The organism is Streptomyces sp. NPDC006458, from assembly GCF_040612135.1.
GTDB lineage: Bacteria > Actinomycetota > Actinomycetes > Streptomycetales > Streptomycetaceae > Streptomyces.
Genome location: NZ_JBEXPR010000012.1, coordinates 91,532 through 107,674, shown reverse-complemented (window position 1 = coordinate 107,674; position 16,143 = coordinate 91,532). Strand labels below are relative to the sequence as shown.

Here is a 16,143-nt window from a genome sequence, read left to right as displayed (position 1 = left end):
GAAGGAGAGGGGGAGACATGGAGGAACAGACCTACGACCCCGTGCTGAACAGCGAAGACGTGCCCAGATGGCGGCTGGTCAACCCGCTGCGGCCGCCGGCTCCCGGCCGGGCCCTGGTCCTGGTCCGTGACAGCGGCCCCTCGCTGACGGTCCGCAGCGGCGAGGAGATCCCCTCCTCGCGTTTCGGGGCGTACCACACCATGGTCACGGTCGACATGACCGAGCACCGGCTGCTCCTGGACATCCCGGTGCTCAGCCGCGACGCCACGTTCTCGTTCCGCAGCCGGGTCGACCTGGTGTGCTCGGTCGCCGACCCCGCCGAGGTCGTCTCGCGAGGCATCCGCGACATGAGCGGCGCCCTGTACGGCCATCTGCGCAGGACCCTGCGCTCGGTCGCCCGGGACTACGACATCTCCGAGTTCCACGAGGCCGAGATCGCGCTGAACTCCGCCTTGGCGGGGTTCAGGGGCGACGACGCGGTACGGCTGCGCGACATCCAGATCGAACTCCTCGTCGACGAGGACGAGGTCACGGCCAGCGGGCGCGAGTTCCGGGACGTCGTACGGGAGACCCGGCTGGACCGTATGCGCCGCGGACGCCATGTGGAGATGATCCGCGAGGAGGGCGTCGACGGGCTGCTGGCCGAGATCATGGAGCGAGAGGGCCCGCGGGCCGCGCTCGCCTGGTTCGAGAAGGGCGAGGCGGAGAAGCGGGAGGTCCGCCGCGAGGTCATGCGGATGGTCCTGGAGCGCGGTGACGCCGACCGCGAGCCCTTCGAACAGGCCGAGTTGGAGCGCGCGGTCCTGGAAGAGGTGCTGCGCGACGGCGACGAGCTGTTCGAGACCGCGACCCGCCGCGGGCGGCTGCGGGGTACCGCGACCCGTGCGCTGGAGAGCGGCACCGACGAACGCGAGAGCGGCCCAGAACGCGAGCCGCTCCGAGGCGAGGTGGTGCGGGAGCGGCACGGCGACGCGCACGAACGGGACGCGGAACGCGGCCCGGGAGGCGGGTACGCCCGCGACACCGCGCCCCCGGCCCGCCCGCGACGGACCGTCGCCCGCGCGGCCGCCTCCGCCGGTCCCCCCGACGACGAGCCGCTGCCCGAAGGCTTCGAGGGACGCACCGGTGACGCGCACAGGCCCGGCTCCCGGCGCCCCGCCGACCGGGAGCCCGTCGCGGGACGCCGCTCGGATGCCGCCGGGACGGACGGCCGCCCCGGCGGCGGCCGGACCCGCTGGGACGCCGACGGCCTCGGCGGCAGCGGGCGCGAGGGTCGCTCCGACCGCGAGCCCGGCCGCCTCCTGGGGAGCGGCCTCGGCGACCGGGGGCCTGGTGGCTCGCCGCGGAGCCCTCGCGGCGAGCGGCGGTCCGGCGGTACGACGGAGGGCGGGCCCGGCGACGGCACGACCGGCAGCACCACGGCGGCCGGCGAACTCGGCGGCCGGGAGCGCGGGGACCGCGGGTCCCGGAGCGCCGAGGGCAACCGCCCCGGCGAGCGCGAGCCCGACGGCACGACCGGCGGCCGCCACGACGGACCCGGCGAGGGCACCGCTGTGCGCGTGAGCCGGGTGCGCGGTACCGCCAAACGGCCGCGCGGTGACGGTTCCGGAGCCGGCGCACAAGGTGGGGAGCGGCGTTGACCGAGCAGGAACACTCGCTCCGGGCCCCGGCCGGGGCCCCGCCCTGGTACGCGGAGAAGCCGCCCGCCCGGGATCCCCGGGCCGCCGAGGGTCCACGGGCCGCCGAGGGTCCCCGGGCCTCAGGGGAACCGCGGACGGAGCCCGAGCCCGAGCTCGAACCCGTGGCCACGCCCGTCTCCCGCCGGATCTGGTGCGAGGACCAGCGGATGCCGGCGCTGTCCGTGTGGACGGAACGGGTGCCGGGACGCGGGGAGGACGCGGAGCCGTTCGTCGCCCACCATCTGCCGAGCCGGCAGGGTCTGCTGGCCGTGTTCGACGGGTCCGGCGGCGCGGGCGCGGCACCCGTGTGGACGGCGCCGGACGGCACGGCCCGCACCGGCGCCTGGGTGGGTGCGCGGGTGGCGCGGCTGGCGACGGACTGCTGGTTCCGCGACACGGCCCCGGAGGTCGTGGAGCCGGAGGCCGGAGAAGCTCCACCAGTACCTGCGGTACTTCCTCGCGACGGCCCCGCAACGGCACAGCAAGATCGGCGGAACCATGCGCCGCCAGTTGCCCACCACGCTGGCGGCGGTGCACTACCACGTGCCCGAGGGCGGGAGCGAGGTGCGGCTGCGGCCCCTGTGGGCGGGCGACTCCCGCGCGTATCTGCTCACGCCCGACGCCGGGCTCCAGGTGCTCACCCGTGACCACACCCATGAGAGCGACACGCTGGAACTCCTGCGCAGCGACCCGCCGATGACGAACGTGGTGTGCGCCGACCGGGACTTCGAGATCGACAGCCATCCGCTCACCCACCGGCTGCCGTGTGTCCTGGTCGTCGCCACGGACGGGTTCTTCGGCTATGTGCACACGCCCGCCGACTTCGAGGCCGTCCTGCTGCGCGGCCTGCACGAGGCGGGCACCGTGGGCGAGTGGGCCGACCTGATCCGCCGTGACGTGGAGAGCTACACCGCGGACGACGCGTCGCTGGCGCTCGTCGCGCTCGGCTAGGAGAACTTCGAGCATCTGCGGGCCCGCTTCGCCCCTCGCCTCGGCGTCGTGCACGAGCGCTACGTCCGCACACGGCCGCGCGGCCTGGACCGGCACTCCCCCGGTGCCGGGGAGGCCGCGGCGCCGCCCGAGGACGCCGTGGAGCTGAACAAGAGGATCCGCGCCTGGCAGGACGACACCTGGCGCGACTACCGCCGCGGCTACGAGATCCGTCTGCCCGCCGCACCCGAGGAGCGCGCATGAGACTGGGCGATGTCATCGGGGGCTACCGCATCATCAGCGAGCCCACGAACGCCAACGGCGGGAAATGCATCTGGGCCTTCGCCGAGAAGGCCGGTCATCAGTACTTCGTGAAGCGGTTCCTGGAGCCCAAGCGGCCCCGCGACGACGCCGCGGACAGCCAGAGCGTGCGCATCCGCCGCGAGGTGGCCCGGGAGTTCGAGGACCGCCACCGCACGATCATGAAGCGGCTGCGCCCGGACGCCAGAGGCGGCGGCAACCTGGTGCTGGCCACGGACTTCTTCCACGAGGGCAGCACCTTCTACAAGGTGACCGAGCGGATCGACACCTCCAGCCTGGAGAAGCCGCAGAGCCTTGAGCCGCGGCAGAAGATGGTGCTGCTCAAGACGCTGGGCATGAGCCTGAAGCAGCTGCACGACATCGACATCGTGCACGGCGACCTCAAGCCCCTGAACGTCCTCGTGCAAAAGCGCGAGGGCGCCGCCTTCCACACCGCCAAGCTGATCGACTTCGACGACTCCTACGTCTCCGGCGACCCGCCGGCGCCCGAGGCCGTGGTCGGCGACTCCCTGTACGGGGCTCCCGAGTGGCGCCGCTACATGCAGGGCGACACCGCCACCGGGCCGGAGCATCTCACCTGCGCGGTGGACGTGTTCGCGCTCGGCCTGATGACCCACCAGTACCTCACGGGCGATCGCCCGCACCACGACCCGAGGTACGGCTCACCCGCCGACGCTATCAACGCGGGCGAGCAACTCGACCTGGACACCCGGCTGTCGGACACCATGCTGGAGCTGCTGCGCGCCATGACGTCCCGCGCGCCGGGCAGCCGCCCGCCCATGGCGTCGTTCCTGAAGGAACTCTCCGATCCGAAGGTGTGCGCCCTTCAGCACCGCAGGCCCGGCACCACCACTCCCAGGCCCCGGACGCCCGACGGGACTCCGCGCCCGACCGGGCCCTCCGAGGCGGGGACCGGCGAAGCCGCGCCCACCGGAGCCGGACGCCGCCCCAGCCGGATCAAGGCCAACCTCGGCACCTCCGGACGGCCGCGTCCCGCGCCGCCCGCCCCCGCCGAGGAGCGTCCCGCGCCGCCGCCGGAGACGCCCGCGAAGGCGGCCCCGCCGCCCCCGGCACCCGCGGAGCCCACACCGTCCTCCGGCACCGGCACACCCCGCTCGTCCCGCGTGCGGATCAACCTCGGCAACCGCGACACACGCCGGCCGACCGGCGACTGACCCGCGACGCACCCACGCCGCACACCCGTTCCATCCCAGGAGGCCAGGCATGAGCAACATCGAGCAGTACCAGGGCAATCTGCAGTACGCCGTCGACATCGTGCTCTGCGTCGACGCGACGGGCAGCATGTTCCCCGTCCTCGACAACGTCAAGGCGAGCGCCCTGCAGTTCCACGACCGGCTCAACGACGTGATGGCCAAGAAGGGCAAGGCGATCAGCCAGCTCCGGCTGAAGGTCATCGCCTTCCGCGACTTCGGCGACACCGCGGCGGCGCCCCTGGAGCAGACCGGCTTCCTCCATCTGCCCGCGCAGGCGCAGGAGTTCCAGGAGTTCGTCCGGGGCATCGACGCCATCGGCGGCGGCGACATCCCCGAGTCCGGGCTGGAGGCGCTCGCTCTGGCCATCAACTCCCCCTGGGAGAGGGGCCTGGACCGCCGACGGCATGTGATCGTGATGTTCACCGACGCGCCGGCCCACGCCCTGGGCACCGTCGGCGCCGCCTCACCGGCGTACCCGAACGGCATCCCCCGCAACCTGGACGAGCTGTTCGAGCAGTGGGGATACGCCCGCAGCCAGACCGCGGTGATGGAGCAGTCGGCCAAGCGGCTGGTGCTGTTCGCGCCGGACGAGGCCCCGTGGTCCGACCCGATCGCCGAGGAGTGGGACCTCACCCTGCACTTCGCCTCCAAGGCGGGCGAGGGACTGGAGGAGTTCGAGATGGACGAGATCATCGAGACGATCGCGAACAGCCTGTGACGTACGTCCAGTGGCCGGATTTCCGACTGGACTGGCTCAAGCAGGGCTACCTTCGCTTCACCTGGGACGGCTACTGCGTCATCGAGTGCGACGCGCGGAGTTGCGTCGAGGTGCGGCTGGTTCCGCAGGAGTCCGACGGCACCCACCAGTGGATCTTCCGGCTGCGGATGGACGTGCCCCTCACGCCGGGACTCGTCGTGGTCAGGGCCGACGTACCGCCCGAACGGCTGCTGGAGGCGCAGGAGGTGACCGAACTGCTGCGCAAGCGGTTGCGCCTGCCGGCCCACCAGGAGGAGGAGACGGAGCCGGCCGAGGAGGCCGCCCCGCTGGAGCGGGTGCCGCTGGACTCGCCGGACTGGATCGCGGCACCTGCGGGGCCCGCGTCCGAGGAGCTGTTCGGCGCGGTGATGGCGAACATCGCCGAGTCCGGCGGCTGACCCGTACGGCGACGACATGAGAGGGAGGGCGGGAGGACGTGGCGGCCAACTGGCGTTGCGCGGACTGTGACAGCTACAACGGCCCGGGCGAGACGTCCTGCGAGGTGTGCGGCGGCACCCGGCGCCTGGGCGCCGCCTCCCCCGGACCGTCCGGCGCCGCGGACAAGCCCCGCGCGAGGAAGTCGGCTCCGACGGGCGGCAGGAAGGGCGCCGCGCCGGCGGGCGGCGCGCCCCGGCCCGCCGCCAAGCGCCCCGCGAGCGGCGGCGGCCGTCCCACGGCCGACTGGCGCTGTCCGGAGTGCGACACCAACAACGCCCGCACCGACCTGGCGTGCATCGCCTGCGGCACCAACTGGAAGGCGGCGGCCAAGAAGACCCCGCCGAAGCCGTCGTCCTCCGGGGGCGGTGCCGCCAAGAAGTCGACACCGCCCAGGCCGACGACCAAGAAGGCGGCATCCGGCAGGACGCCCACGTCGTCCGGCTCCTCCTCGTCACGGACGTCCGCATCACGGACGTCCACGTCAGGCACGTCCACGCCCCGCACGCCGACCTCGCGGCCCTCGTCCACCTCGCGCACCCCGACCTCGTCCTCCACGCCCAGGCCGACCCGCACGGGCGGTTCGGGCACCCGGGCCACCACCCCGCCGTACACCGTGGACCCGGTGTTCTTCCCGCCGTCCTCCACCACCGGCTACCGGCCGGGCACACCGGCACCCCCGCACCCCAGCCCGGCGCCCACGCCCACGCCGCCCCCGTGGGTGCGCCCCGCCCCGCCCCGGCCGGCGAAGAAGAAGAACGGCTGTGTGAGCGGCTGTTTCGGTCTGCTCATGGTGTTCGCCCTGCTCACGCTGATCGGGCGCGGCTGCTCCGCCGACTGGGACACGAGCGGCGGCGGCCCGGACTCCGACGCCACCGCGGACACCCGGGGCGCGACCGCCTGCCCGGAGCGGATCGCGGCCGAGCTGCCCGACGGGTCGGGCGCCGAGCTGGTCGAGGCGTTCCGCACGGGAAACAAGCAGATCACCCTGTGCCGGACCGGATCCGGATCGCTGTACTACTACGGCGAGTTCAGCGACGGACGGGAGAAGGGCATCGCCATGAAGGCCGAACGGACCGGCTCCGGCTACGTGGCACACAACGGCCCGTACCGCTACGAGATCCACGACGGGGTCGTGACCGTCTACCAGTCGGGCCGGCAGATCGGCGAGGAGGACCTCACCGAGGAGCCGTCACCGTCCTGACTCAGGCGTCCCCGTACGCCTCCCCGCCCACCTCGAACCCCGCCGTCCCGGCGGTGATGTCGGCGAGCCAGGCGCGGAAGGCGTCGACGTCGGCGTCGGGGAGGCCGATCTCGATCGTGACCCGCTCGGCGTAGCGGACCTCGCGGACCTCCCGGCCGGTGGCCCGCAGGTCGTTCTCGACCTTGCCGGCGCGCTGGTGGTCGACGGTGACCGTGGCGAGGCGGAAGCGGCGGCGGGTGAGGGTGCCGAGCGTGTCGACGGCCTCGCCGACGGCACCGCCGTAGGCGCGGATCAGGCCGCCCGCGCCGAGCTTGGTCCCGCCGTAGTAGCGGGTGACGACGGCGACGACATAGCGCATGTCGCGGCGCAGCAGCATCTGGAGCATGGGGACGCCCGCGGTGCCGCCGGGTTCGCCGTCGTCGCTGGCCCTCTGGACGGAGGCGTCGGCGCCGATGACGTAGGCCCAGCAGTTGTGCGTGGCGTCCGCGTGCTCCTTGCGGACCGCGGCGACGAAGTCCTGGGCCTCCTGCTCGGTGGCGGCGGGGGCGAGCGCGCACAGGAAGCGGGAGCGATTCACCTCGGTCTCGTGCACGCCCGCGCGGGCGACTGTGCGGTACTCGTCCTGCATCCCGCCAGCCTATGCGGTGCGCGCGGGCCGGAAGGACCTAGTTTCTAGTGCCCCGCGGCACCATCAGGCCCATGAGCAGCGCGCGGCCCGGTGCGAGGGCGTCCCAGGAGGGCCCGTACCAGGCGAGGACCGCGATCGCCGAGGTGGGGAACTTCTCGTGGACCGCCTCCAGGGAGTCGTCCAGGGCGCTGCCGGCCAGGGTGAGGACCAGTTCCTCCAGACCGGGGTTGTGGCCGACCAGCAGGAGGGTCTGCACCTCGGGCGGTGTCTCGCGCGCCACGGTCAGCAGGTCCGGCACGTCGGCGGCGTACACCCGGTCGTCGTAGCGCACCCGCGGCGGGGTGGCCCATTCGGCGGAGGCCAGCTCCCATGTCCGGCGCGCGCGTACGGCCGTGGAGCACACCGCGAGGTCCGGTACGCAGTCGGCCTCGGCGAGCGCGCGGCCCGCCTCGGGGGCGTCCCGGCGGCCCCGGCCCGCCAGCGGGCGTTCGTGGTCGGGCACGCCCTCGGGCCAGGCGGACTTCGCGTGCCGCAGGACGACCAGGCGGCGCAGCGGGCCCGCTCCCGCGCGGGCGTTCACCGCGGGGCTCCCAGGTCGTGGGTGAGGTCGAGGCCGAGCAGCCGGTCGGCGTAGGCGTACGTCTCGAAGCGGGCGCCGTCGGGCAGCTCCGGCCCGGCCTCCTCGACCTGACGCAGCACCCGCAGGACGCCGGGCAGGTCCAGGTCGTCCTCCCATGCCTCGCGCAGGCGCCGCCGTAGGTCGGCCGGGACCGGCCGGGAGGGGCTGCGCGCCCATCCGGCGACCGCCCTGCGCCAGCGCAGCAGGCTGTCGTGCGCCTCGGTGCGGGTGGCGGTGTCCAGGCTCACGGCGGTGCCGCGCGGCCGGGTGAGCAGGGCGAGGCGCAGGACCGCGGGGTCGGGGTCGGGGTCCGAGGCCGCGAGGACGGGGGCGACCTCGATCCGGACGCCCTCGGCCGCCGGGCCGCCCGCGCCCCGGACCGCCACGTGGATGACCTGCGCCTCGCCCAGGCCCGCGCCGACGTCCCGGCTGTCCTCGAAGGGCCGTACGCCGAGGGCCGCCGCGGCCGCGCGCAGCTCCGCCTCCCGAGGGGCTCCGGTGAGGACGGCCCACACGGGGGTGCCGCCCAGCTCCAGCGCGCGCACCAGCAGGTCGGCGACGAGCAGGACACGCAGGGCGGTGAGGCCGGGCCCGTCGGCATGGGCCTCGACCCGGGTCAGGCCCCGGCGGACGGGGGCGGCCTCGACGGGCTCGCCGGTACGGGCGTCGATGATGCGCAGCACGAAGCGAGCGTAGGCGCGTGTGCCGGAGTGCGCAGGTATGTCGTACGCATTCAGGTCACGGCGTCGCGCTGCCCCGGCGCGGGGAATCAGCGTGCGCCCCGTTCTGTTGGCGTCTGAGGGCGGCATCGGCCGCCCGTGGGACGACGAGGCCGAGGGAGACCCTGGTGTACGGCGACGCAGCGACGGTCCGCAAGATTCTCACCCGGTCCGGTGACACCTGGGCCGTGGTCGGCCTGTCGCAGAACCGCGAGCGCGCGGCGTACCGCGTCGCCCAGGTGCTGCAGCGCTACGGCAAGAAGGTCGTGCCCGTGCATCCCAAGGCGGAGACCGTGCACGGCGAGCCGGGCTACGCCTCGCTCGCGGACATCCCCTTCGAGGTGGACGTCGTCGACGTGTTCGTGAACAGCGACCTCGCCGGGGAGATCGCCGACGAGGCCGTCGCCAAGGGCGCGAAGGCCGTCTGGTTCCAGCTCGACGTCATCGACGAGGCGGCCTACGACCGCACCCGCGCCGCCGGCCTGGACATGGTCATGGACCGCTGCCCGGCGATCGAGATCCCGCGGCTGGGCTAGGGCCTGTCGTCACCTTCCCGGCTGCCCCGCGACGCTCGACCGCGGCTCAGCCGGCCGTCGCGAGCAGGAACACCACCGCCCCCGCCACCACCGAGAACGCGCCCGCCATGGTGTGCAGCCGGGCCCGGCGCAGGGCGCCGCGGACCTGCCAGGCGTGGGCGAGTTCGAGGAGGTCGCGGCGGCGGCGCATGGCCTGCTCGGCGTTGGCGCGGGCCAGGGTCAGCCGGTGCGAGGCCTCCGCGCGGCGGCGGGCGTCGGTCTCGTGGACGAGCAGGGCCTCCAGGTTCGCGGCGACCTTGCCGTGCAGATGGCAGGCCGCGTCCAGTTCGGCGGGCGCGGTGCCGAAGGGGCCGTAGAACGCCCTCGGGGAGGCTTCGAGTTCGGCGTGCAGGTCGGCCAGCTCCCGTCGTTCGCGGGGCGTCGGGTCGATGAGCACCCGCAGCGTGGTCAGGCGGGGCGTGAGGGCCTCGGCGGTGTGCCAGATCGCCCAGGCCACCCCGAGGACGGCGAGGGCCAGCCCGGCCGAGGCCAGGGCCAGGTCGCCGCCGTCGTGCACCTCGCCGATCCCGGCCAGGGGCAGCCCGCCCAGCATGACTCCGCCGACGGCGGCGAACGCGGCGATGGTCCAGCGGGCGGTGGTGCGCATGTCGGTGACCGCCGCCTGCGCGGCGGAGACCAGCGGGGCGTCGGCCGGTGGCTGGGGGCCCGCGGGTGTGGTCACCGGTGCTCCGGGCCCTCGGGGTCGCCGTCGAGGGCCGCGGGGCCGTCCTCCTGCCCCGGCCGCACCACCGGGTCCGACCCGCGGAACAGGACCGCTTCCTCCGCGTCGGCCACCGCGAAGTCGGCGTACGGCGCCCAGGCCGTCCCGTCGTAGAACTCCAGCTCACCCCGGTCGTTGAACCGCACGCTGCCGATCTCGGTCCCGTCCGGGCCGTCCCCACCGGTGCCGGTCATCCTTCTCCCCCTTTCGCACAGGAGTTGATGTAGTACAGCTCTACCTCCACACGGTCCGCCGAACCCCCGAACCAGAAGGCCCGGGTGCCGACCTGGCCGCCGCAGAATGCCTGGGGACGGCCGGACTTGAGGGTGCGGTTGACGTCCTCGGCGAGGTCGGTCGCCGCGCCGAGCATCTCCTGCGGGGCGAGCCCGAAGGTGATGACCATGCCGATCCGGCGGCCCTCGCCGCTGCGCCGCGTCTCCCGGTCCAGCGCGGCGACCAGTCTGCGCCGGTCGCCGGCGGCCAGGGCGCCCCCGCCGGCGGAGCGGCCGGTGGCTCCCCGGCTCAGGGTCACGGCGAAGGTGTGCCGCTCGGGGTCCAGGCCGACCGGGCCCTTGCGGGTCCGCGAGGGCGACGGGGTCGGGGGCCCCGAGGCCGAGGCGGACGCCGTCGGTGACCCGCTGCCGATCGGCTCGTCCGTGCCGTCGGACGCCGCCATGCCGATGACCACGAGGAACAGCACCAGGAACAGGTCGGCGAAGAGCCAGCCCGCGAGGTGGCGCGGGGCGATGCCGGGCCCGGCCGGGCGCCGCGGGCTCACGTCCGCTCCTCGCCGTACCAGTCGTCACCGGGGCGCCGCGGCGAGGGCGGGGCCGGGGGCCGGCCGGGCGCGCCCGGGTCGCCGGGTGCGTTCGGGTCCCTGGGCTCGCTGAACGTCCGCGGGGTGCCCTGGCCGTTACCGGTGCCGTTGGTGTTGCCCGTGCCGCCGCCGGCCGCGCGGTGGCCCGGCTGGGCGGGACCGCCGTAGCCGCCGGAGCCGCCGGGTGTCCCCGGCCCGCCGGTCGCGCCGGGTCCGCCGTAACCGTCGTAGCCCCCGTACCCCGTGTCCCCGTCGGAGTTCGACATCGCCCCGCCGTTGGGGCCGCGTCCGGTCTCCAGCACGGCGAGGACGTGTTGCAGGGCGTCCATGTACGAGTACAGCCGCTGGCTGGTGTCGACGAACAGCAGCATGGCCTCGCCGATGCGGCGGGTGGTCTCGGAGACCTCGTCGGCGACGGTGGCGTGCACCCGGTTGGCCTCCTGCGAGCTGCCCGCGGCCGAGCGCAGTTCGCCGAGCAGACGGGTCAGCGTCCGGCGCGTGGCCTCCTCGTCCTCGCGGAGTTCCTCGCGCATCCTGGCGAAGTCGCGCACCAGTTGGTGCGGGACGGTGAGGGAGCGGCCCATCTCGCTCAACTCGTGCGCCGAGTGCGACCACTTGTCGAGCGCGGAGACGAACCTGCCCTCGGGGCCGGGCTCGAAGATCTTCTCCAGCCGGTCGGTGCTGGCGTGCATGGTCCGGGAGAGCTGGGCGGTGCTGGTGGTGATGTCCCGTGCGATGCCGACGAGTTGGCGGGCGGGCACGGATGCCGCCTCCAGCACCGCGTGCTTGGACAGCTCCATGGTGAGGACCGCGAGCTGACCCGAGACGCGCTGCCGCAGGCCCGCGCGGGAGGCTTCCCGTCCCGCGGCCCATTCGAGGCGTTGCAGCCACAGGGTGGTGCCGATGACGGCGGCGATGAGCAGCACGACGATCAGTACGGCGGTTCCGCCGAAGCCGGACGACCACAGTTCGAGGAACGTGGTGCCCTCGGGGGCGTTCTCGAAGTCGTCGAACGCGGTCCACAGCGAGAACCAGGTCACCGCGATCGGCAGGAACACGGCCACGTCCCGCACGGCGGACAGGACGGCCGTCTGCCGGCTGCCGCGGGGCTCCGCGTCGGGCACCAGCACCTCGGGCGGGTAGGCGCGCAGCAGGTCGACCCCGGCCAGGGCGCGCCCGCCGGCCCTGGCGTCCTGGGCGATCCAGGTGAGCACGCCGCGGCCGGAGCTGTCCGCGGGGAGCAGCCGGGCGCTGGCGGCGAGGGCGTCGGCGGCGGCGCCCAGCATCGGCGAGGGGTCGGGGGCCGGGGGCGGCGGTGCGTGCCCGGAGTCGGGGTTGGTGGCCACTGGTTCTCCCTCAGTCCCAGGCTTCGTGGGTGTTCGGCCCGCGCGGGTCGGCGGGGTCGGGCAGCTGGACACGGAAGTACTGGCCGACGACGGTGTCGACGACGGCCCTGCGGGCCGGGCCGCGTCGGCAGGCTTCCAGCAGCGCCCACAGCAGGGCCGGCGACGGTCGCGGCCCGGCCGCGGCGAGGACGGTGTGCACCGCGCGCCGGCCGAGCCGGGAGCCGGTGGTCCAGCGCAGCAGCAGGCGGTACAGGCGGATGGCCAGTGCGGGGTTCTGGGGTGCCATGCGGTCCACGGCGTCGGCCAGGAACTCGGTGCGGCGCAGCATCTCGTGCGCGTCCCGGCGGCCGCGGCGGCCGGAACCGTGTTCGGCGCAGCGCTCCAGCAGGGCGCGGGCCCGGTCGGGTTCGGTGCGGCTGATGCGGTCTATCTCGCGGATGAGGTCGGTGATCTCGAACCGGCCCACCAGTACCTCCGTCAAGTCGTCGAGGTCGGTCCTCGCAAGTCCCGTCCGGGCGGCGCAGGCCAGCAGCGGCACCACGTCGAAGGCCACGCCCCGCTGGGCCGCCCGGTCCATCCGTTCCTCCAGCACCGCGCGGACCAGGTCCGGGCCGGGCGGGGCGGTGCGCAGCACGTCCTCCAGCTCGGACCGGGCGCCCTGCGAGGCGGTGTCGAAGGCGCGCTGGAGGGCCGTGAGCCGGATCTCCTCGCGCACGAGCCGGTAGTGGTCCAGTTCGGGCGTCCGCGCCGACCAGGCGTCCAGCAGGTGGGCGAGGTGGCCGTCCTTGAGCCGGCCGAGCTCCAGGCGGACCCGGGGCAGCGCGGCGCGGCTGTGCAGATAGGCGGCCTCGGTGGCGGTCAGGTCGCCGTGCGGTGCGGCCTCCAGCAGGCTGGTGAGGTCGCTCAGCAGGCCGGGCGCCATGCTGTGCTGGTCGAGCCAGGTGAGGACCTGCTCGGCGGAGGCCAGGGGGTGCGGGGGCCGCATCCGTCCGAGGGCCTGCCGGCCGCGTCTGCTGCGCAGTCTGACGAGCAGCGCGGCGTAGGCGTGCAGCGGTCCGCCGGGGCCGTCCGGGGCGTGGGCGTCGACGCGGCGCCGGGATCCCTGCAGCCCGGCCGTGGCGTCCGAGCGGACGAAGACGAACTGCGGGAGTTCGTGCACCGCGTCGCTCTCCTCGCGGGTGGCGAACGTCCAGTCGCCCAGGACGACCTGGCCGAGGAGTTCGGCGAGCGCGTGCACCACGACCTCGCCCGGCACGGGTGAGCCGACCACGGTGAGCGGGGCTCCGGGGTGCTCCATGAGCGTCTCGGCGAGCCGGGTCAGCAGGCCCTCGGGCACGTCGAGGACGGCGCTGTCGAGGTCGTCGAGGAGGTGGTTCTGGTGCAGCAGCAGTCCGCGCACCCGGTCCAGGGGCACACGGGGCAGCAGTTCGGAGTCGGGGCCGCGCGGGGCCCGGTCGTCGAGGAGCGCGGCCTGGCGGGCCTGGGGCGGCAGCCAGTCGTCCCAGTCGCTGCGGCAGGCGGCCAGCGCGAGGTTCAGGTCCATGCTGTCGGCGGGGCCGGTGAGCACATGGGTGAGGGTGGAGCCGGAGCGGCCGTGCCGGTCGCGCGCGGGGACCTTGCGCAGCAGGGCTGCCTCGTGGCCGTAGCGCAGGTAGACGAAGCCGGGGGCGGTGTCCGCGGCGTCGTCCTGGGCGGCCCACACGAGGTGCTCGATCCGGTTGTTCCAGCGCAGCAGCGCCTCGCGTTCGAGTGAGGTGGTGACCGGGCCGACGTCGCCGCGGCCGAGCAGGGAGCGCTCGGACCAGCGGTAGACGGTCAGGTCGGCGCGCGCGGACCGGATCACCGCGCCCGCTCCCCGGCGCGCAGGAAGGCGTCGGCGGCGGGGCCGGTCATGACGCCGCGCATGGCGAACAGGGCGAGCAGCGGCCGCAGGACGCGCTGCTGGCGGAACATGGTCTCGTCGAACAGGCGGGGGCCCTGGCCGCCGGGCTGGTCGCGGGGCGGGGTGCCGGTGGCGGAGGCGAGGTGGAGGGTGGAGTACCCGCATTCGCCGGGCAGTTGGAGCCAGTCGTGGCCGCCGCGGGCGCCGAGGAAGGCGTGTACGTCCTCGCTCTCGCGCTCGATGGTGCTCAGGTCGTTCTCGGCGTCCGGCTTCTCGTGCAGCCAGCCGTCGATCTCGCGGTAGCCGCGGAAGCGCAGCAGGTCGCACTTGGTGACCACCAGGGCGCACGGCACCGGCAGGAACGGCACGGCGGGGTCGGCGAGTTGCTGGCGCAGCCGCTGCCGGACGTGCTCGAAGGCCGGGTCGCGGCCGGCCGCGGCGCGCTGCCCGGTCAGTCCGGGGACGCGGGTCGGGTCGACGACGCAGAGCAGGGCGTTGAGGCGGTTGAGGAAGTCCATGTCGCGGCCGGTGCGCTCCAGGCGGCCGCCGGCCACGTCGAAGAAGATGACGCTGTGCGAGCGGCCGGTGTGCTCGTCGGTGACGACCATGCCGGTGGAGTAGCGCGGGTCGGGCCGGTTGGCGGTGGGCAGCAGTTCCTGGCGGCTGTCGATGAAGGGGGTGACGACCTCGTTGAGGTAGCGGTGGTAGTGCAGCGGGTCGAGGGCCTCGACGCGTAGGCCGTGGCGGGCCATGACGGTGGGCTTGCGGGCCTGGTCGATCATGGCGGCGAGCAGGTGGGACTTGCCGGTGCTGGAGGCGCCGACCAGGCCGATGCGCACCGGTTCGGTGCCGAACGCCGGGTAGCGGTAGGGGATCTCGTGCCGGGGCACGTCGTCGTTGCCGGGACAGACGACGTAGGTGCGGGCGAGCTGGGCGTTGCGGGCCTCGCGCCCGCCGGGGGTGCGTTCGGCCTCGGCGACCATGCCGCGGGTCTCGTCGAGGACCACGCGGTCGGCGGCGTACCAGTCCAGGTCGGTGAGGCACATCGGGCACTCGACGACGAGGCCGCGGACGGTGGTGGGGTCGTCGCGGTCGGGTCGCACTCGGGCGCGCATCCGGCGCCACCAGCCGGGCGGTTCCCCGACGGTGGTCGTGGCCCGGACGGAGGGGCCGGCCTGGCCGCCGCCGGCCTGGAGCTGGCGGGTCCGCAGGGCGTGGAACTCGGCGCGGGCGGCCTCCTCGCGTCGACGCGCCCGCTCGGCGAACGGCCGCTCGAACAGGGCCCCTCGGTCGGCGTCGGCGGCGAGGGCGCGCAGCAGTGTGCGGGCGGGCGCGTACCTGCCGGAGCCCAGGGGGAACGCGGCCCGCATCAGCTCGCGCAGCCAGTCGTCGTGGCCCTGGTCGAGCAGGGCGTGGATGTGTTCGCGGGTGGCGCCGTGCGGGACGGTCTCGCCGGTGGCGATCCAGAACGCCACGAGGGCGGCGCTGTGCACGTCCTGTTCGGCGTCGGCGGGCAGTCCGGGCCGGAAGCCGGGCGAGTCCCACGGGGTGGCCGGCCGGTCGGGCAGTGGCTGGCCCGCGCGCACGGCGCCGTCGAGTCCGGCGAGCTGGAGCCCGTCGCCCTCGTCCCACCACAGGTGCTCGGGGCTGATGCGGCCGTGCACCAGGCGGGGTTCGTGCAGGGCGGCGAGGGCCTCGAAGAGGTCCTGGACGACGTGCCGCAGCCGGGGGCCGTGCAGCCGGTCCGGGAAGCCGGGGTCGGTCAGGCGCCGGCCGCGGCGGTCGATGAGCAGTCGGTGGGGGTGCGCGGTGTCGTCGTAGGCGAGGACCTGGGTGAGCTGGCGGGGCAGCCGGGGGCCGTGGAAGTCGGCCAGGCCGCCGAAGAGTTCGAAGTGGTGGCGCATGTGCTGCTCGGCGCCGGGGCCGCCCGCCTCCTGCACCATGACCGGATGTCTGCCCGGTGAGCGGCGCAGTCGGCGCACCCGGTAGGGGGGTTCGTCGAAGCGGGCCTGTTCGCCGGTCTCCGTCACCAGCCCGAAGGACACCGGCTCCATGCCACCGGATCCGGGCCTTCGCCCGCGGAACTCCTCCACCCCCGTGCCACCTCCCCCGTCGGGGACCGTACGCCGTCCGGCGGATCCCCTCCGCACACCAACTATCACAGAACGTGGTCCGCGTGACGGCTTGTTCGGACACTGCACCGCATCGGGTGTTCGGAACGGAATCGGCACCTGACGTCTGATCAATTCCTGTTGTGTAAAGGCGGGTCGGGGTGGTTCGGGGCCCGCTACAGTCG

General features: G+C 74.5%; 18 protein-coding genes. 8 read left to right on the top strand and 10 right to left on the bottom strand.

Going from position 1 to position 16,143, the window contains the following annotated elements; translation table 11 throughout:
- The first annotated feature begins 17 nt into the window (after positions 1 to 17).
- The 6 genes from ABZZ79_RS18280 (at position 18) to ABZZ79_RS18255 (ending at position 5,299) form a co-directional block, all read left to right on the top strand.
- The gene (locus ABZZ79_RS18280; protein WP_356689950.1) at positions 18 to 1,640 is read left to right on the top strand and encodes a hypothetical protein; all 1,623 of its coding nucleotides are present in this window, start codon (positions 18 to 20) and stop codon (positions 1,638 to 1,640) included.
- A gap of 537 nt (positions 1,641 to 2,177) precedes the next feature.
- Complete coding sequence (locus tag ABZZ79_RS18275) at positions 2,178 to 2,630, top strand: hypothetical protein (RefSeq protein ID WP_356689949.1); 453 nt, start codon at positions 2,178 to 2,180, stop codon at positions 2,628 to 2,630.
- A gap of 48 nt (positions 2,631 to 2,678) precedes the next feature.
- A complete protein-coding gene (locus tag ABZZ79_RS18270) occupies positions 2,679 to 2,873 on the top strand; it encodes a hypothetical protein (RefSeq protein WP_356689948.1) in 195 nt (64 codons plus the stop codon).
- Positions 2,870 to 4,105: a protein kinase gene (locus ABZZ79_RS18265; RefSeq protein WP_356689947.1), complete on the top strand. Its 1,236-nt coding sequence runs from the start codon at positions 2,870 to 2,872 to the stop codon at positions 4,103 to 4,105. The genes ABZZ79_RS18270 and ABZZ79_RS18265 overlap by 4 nt, the downstream gene beginning before the upstream one ends.
- A 49-nt stretch (positions 4,106 to 4,154) precedes the next feature.
- Positions 4,155 to 4,862 (top strand): vWA domain-containing protein, encoded by a 708-nt coding sequence (locus tag ABZZ79_RS18260; RefSeq protein WP_356689946.1) that lies wholly within the window; start codon positions 4,155 to 4,157, stop codon positions 4,860 to 4,862.
- Positions 4,859 to 5,299, top strand: a complete 441-nt coding sequence (locus ABZZ79_RS18255) for a hypothetical protein (protein WP_356689945.1) — start codon at positions 4,859 to 4,861, stop codon at positions 5,297 to 5,299. The genes ABZZ79_RS18260 and ABZZ79_RS18255 overlap by 4 nt, the downstream gene beginning before the upstream one ends.
- Before the next feature lie 73 nt (positions 5,300 to 5,372).
- Here ABZZ79_RS18255 and ABZZ79_RS18250 read toward each other — a convergent pair whose 3' ends face one another.
- Positions 5,373 to 5,927 (bottom strand): hypothetical protein, encoded by a 555-nt coding sequence (locus ABZZ79_RS18250; RefSeq protein WP_356689944.1) that lies wholly within the window; start codon positions 5,925 to 5,927, stop codon positions 5,373 to 5,375.
- 34 nt (positions 5,928 to 5,961) lie between these two features.
- On the opposite strand from ABZZ79_RS18250, the gene ABZZ79_RS18245 reads away from it, so the two are divergent.
- A complete protein-coding gene (locus ABZZ79_RS18245; RefSeq protein ID WP_356689943.1) occupies positions 5,962 to 6,540 on the top strand; it encodes a hypothetical protein in 579 nt (192 codons plus the stop codon).
- Between the two features lies 1 nt (position 6,541).
- Here the strand turns inward: ABZZ79_RS18245 and ABZZ79_RS18240 are convergent, their stop codons facing one another.
- From ABZZ79_RS18240 to ABZZ79_RS18230, 3 genes are read right to left on the bottom strand one after another with little or no spacing between them, the layout of a single operon-like run.
- Positions 6,542 to 7,168, bottom strand: a complete 627-nt coding sequence (locus ABZZ79_RS18240) for a YigZ family protein (protein ID WP_356689942.1) — start codon at positions 7,166 to 7,168, stop codon at positions 6,542 to 6,544.
- 37 nt (positions 7,169 to 7,205) lie between these two features.
- The gene (locus ABZZ79_RS18235) at positions 7,206 to 7,748 is read right to left on the bottom strand and encodes a histidine phosphatase family protein (RefSeq protein WP_356689941.1); all 543 of its coding nucleotides are present in this window, start codon (positions 7,746 to 7,748) and stop codon (positions 7,206 to 7,208) included.
- Positions 7,745 to 8,470 carry a hypothetical protein gene (locus ABZZ79_RS18230; RefSeq protein ID WP_356689940.1) on the bottom strand — a complete coding sequence of 242 codons (726 nt, stop codon included), beginning with the start codon at positions 8,468 to 8,470 and terminating at the stop codon, positions 7,745 to 7,747. The genes ABZZ79_RS18235 and ABZZ79_RS18230 overlap by 4 nt, the downstream gene beginning before the upstream one ends.
- Before the next feature lie 164 nt (positions 8,471 to 8,634).
- Here ABZZ79_RS18230 and ABZZ79_RS18225 point away from each other — a divergent pair, with 164 nt between their 5' ends.
- Positions 8,635 to 9,042, top strand: a complete 408-nt coding sequence (locus tag ABZZ79_RS18225) for a CoA-binding protein (protein ID WP_356689939.1) — start codon at positions 8,635 to 8,637, stop codon at positions 9,040 to 9,042.
- A 46-nt stretch (positions 9,043 to 9,088) separates the two neighbouring features.
- Here the strand turns inward: ABZZ79_RS18225 and ABZZ79_RS18220 are convergent, their stop codons facing one another.
- Genes ABZZ79_RS18220 through ABZZ79_RS18195 form a run of 6 tightly spaced genes read right to left on the bottom strand, consistent with a single transcriptional unit; the run spans position 9,089 to position 15,901 of the window.
- On the bottom strand, positions 9,089 to 9,763 hold the full coding sequence (locus tag ABZZ79_RS18220) for a hypothetical protein (protein WP_356689938.1): 675 nt from the start codon (positions 9,761 to 9,763) through the stop codon (positions 9,089 to 9,091).
- Positions 9,760 to 9,996 (bottom strand): hypothetical protein, encoded by a 237-nt coding sequence (locus ABZZ79_RS18215; RefSeq protein ID WP_356689937.1) that lies wholly within the window; start codon positions 9,994 to 9,996, stop codon positions 9,760 to 9,762. Before ABZZ79_RS18215 ends, ABZZ79_RS18220 begins: the two co-directional genes overlap by 4 nt.
- The gene (locus ABZZ79_RS18210; RefSeq protein ID WP_356689936.1) at positions 9,993 to 10,580 is read right to left on the bottom strand and encodes a hypothetical protein; all 588 of its coding nucleotides are present in this window, start codon (positions 10,578 to 10,580) and stop codon (positions 9,993 to 9,995) included. Before ABZZ79_RS18210 ends, ABZZ79_RS18215 begins: the two co-directional genes overlap by 4 nt.
- Positions 10,577 to 11,965 carry a hypothetical protein gene (locus tag ABZZ79_RS18205; protein ID WP_356689935.1) on the bottom strand — a complete coding sequence of 463 codons (1,389 nt, stop codon included), beginning with the start codon at positions 11,963 to 11,965 and terminating at the stop codon, positions 10,577 to 10,579. The genes ABZZ79_RS18210 and ABZZ79_RS18205 overlap by 4 nt, the downstream gene beginning before the upstream one ends.
- A 10-nt stretch (positions 11,966 to 11,975) precedes the next feature.
- Positions 11,976 to 13,808, bottom strand: a complete 1,833-nt coding sequence (locus tag ABZZ79_RS18200) for a hypothetical protein (RefSeq protein WP_356689934.1) — start codon at positions 13,806 to 13,808, stop codon at positions 11,976 to 11,978.
- Positions 13,805 to 15,901 carry a hypothetical protein gene (locus tag ABZZ79_RS18195; RefSeq protein ID WP_356689933.1) on the bottom strand — a complete coding sequence of 699 codons (2,097 nt, stop codon included), beginning with the start codon at positions 15,899 to 15,901 and terminating at the stop codon, positions 13,805 to 13,807. The genes ABZZ79_RS18200 and ABZZ79_RS18195 overlap by 4 nt, the downstream gene beginning before the upstream one ends.
- Positions 15,902 to 16,143 lie beyond the last annotated feature (242 nt).

Excerpts from the sequence above, each read along its gene's own strand:
- ABZZ79_RS18260 (WP_356689946.1), top strand. The coding sequence starts at position 4,155 with ATGAGCAACATCGAGCAGTACCAGGGCAATCTGCAGTACGCCGTCGAC.
- ABZZ79_RS18275 (WP_356689949.1), top strand. The coding sequence starts at position 2,178 with ATGCGCCGCCAGTTGCCCACCACGCTGGCGGCGGTGCACTACCACGTG.
- ABZZ79_RS18265 (WP_356689947.1), top strand. The coding sequence starts at position 2,870 with ATGAGACTGGGCGATGTCATCGGGGGCTACCGCATCATCAGCGAGCCC.
- ABZZ79_RS18195 (WP_356689933.1), bottom strand. The coding sequence starts at position 15,901 with ATGGAGCCGGTGTCCTTCGGGCTGGTGACGGAGACCGGCGAACAGGCC.
- ABZZ79_RS18215 (WP_356689937.1), bottom strand. The coding sequence starts at position 9,996 with ATGACCGGCACCGGTGGGGACGGCCCGGACGGGACCGAGATCGGCAGC.
- ABZZ79_RS18240 (WP_356689942.1), bottom strand. The coding sequence starts at position 7,168 with ATGCAGGACGAGTACCGCACAGTCGCCCGCGCGGGCGTGCACGAGACC.
- ABZZ79_RS18280 (WP_356689950.1), top strand. The coding sequence starts at position 18 with ATGGAGGAACAGACCTACGACCCCGTGCTGAACAGCGAAGACGTGCCC.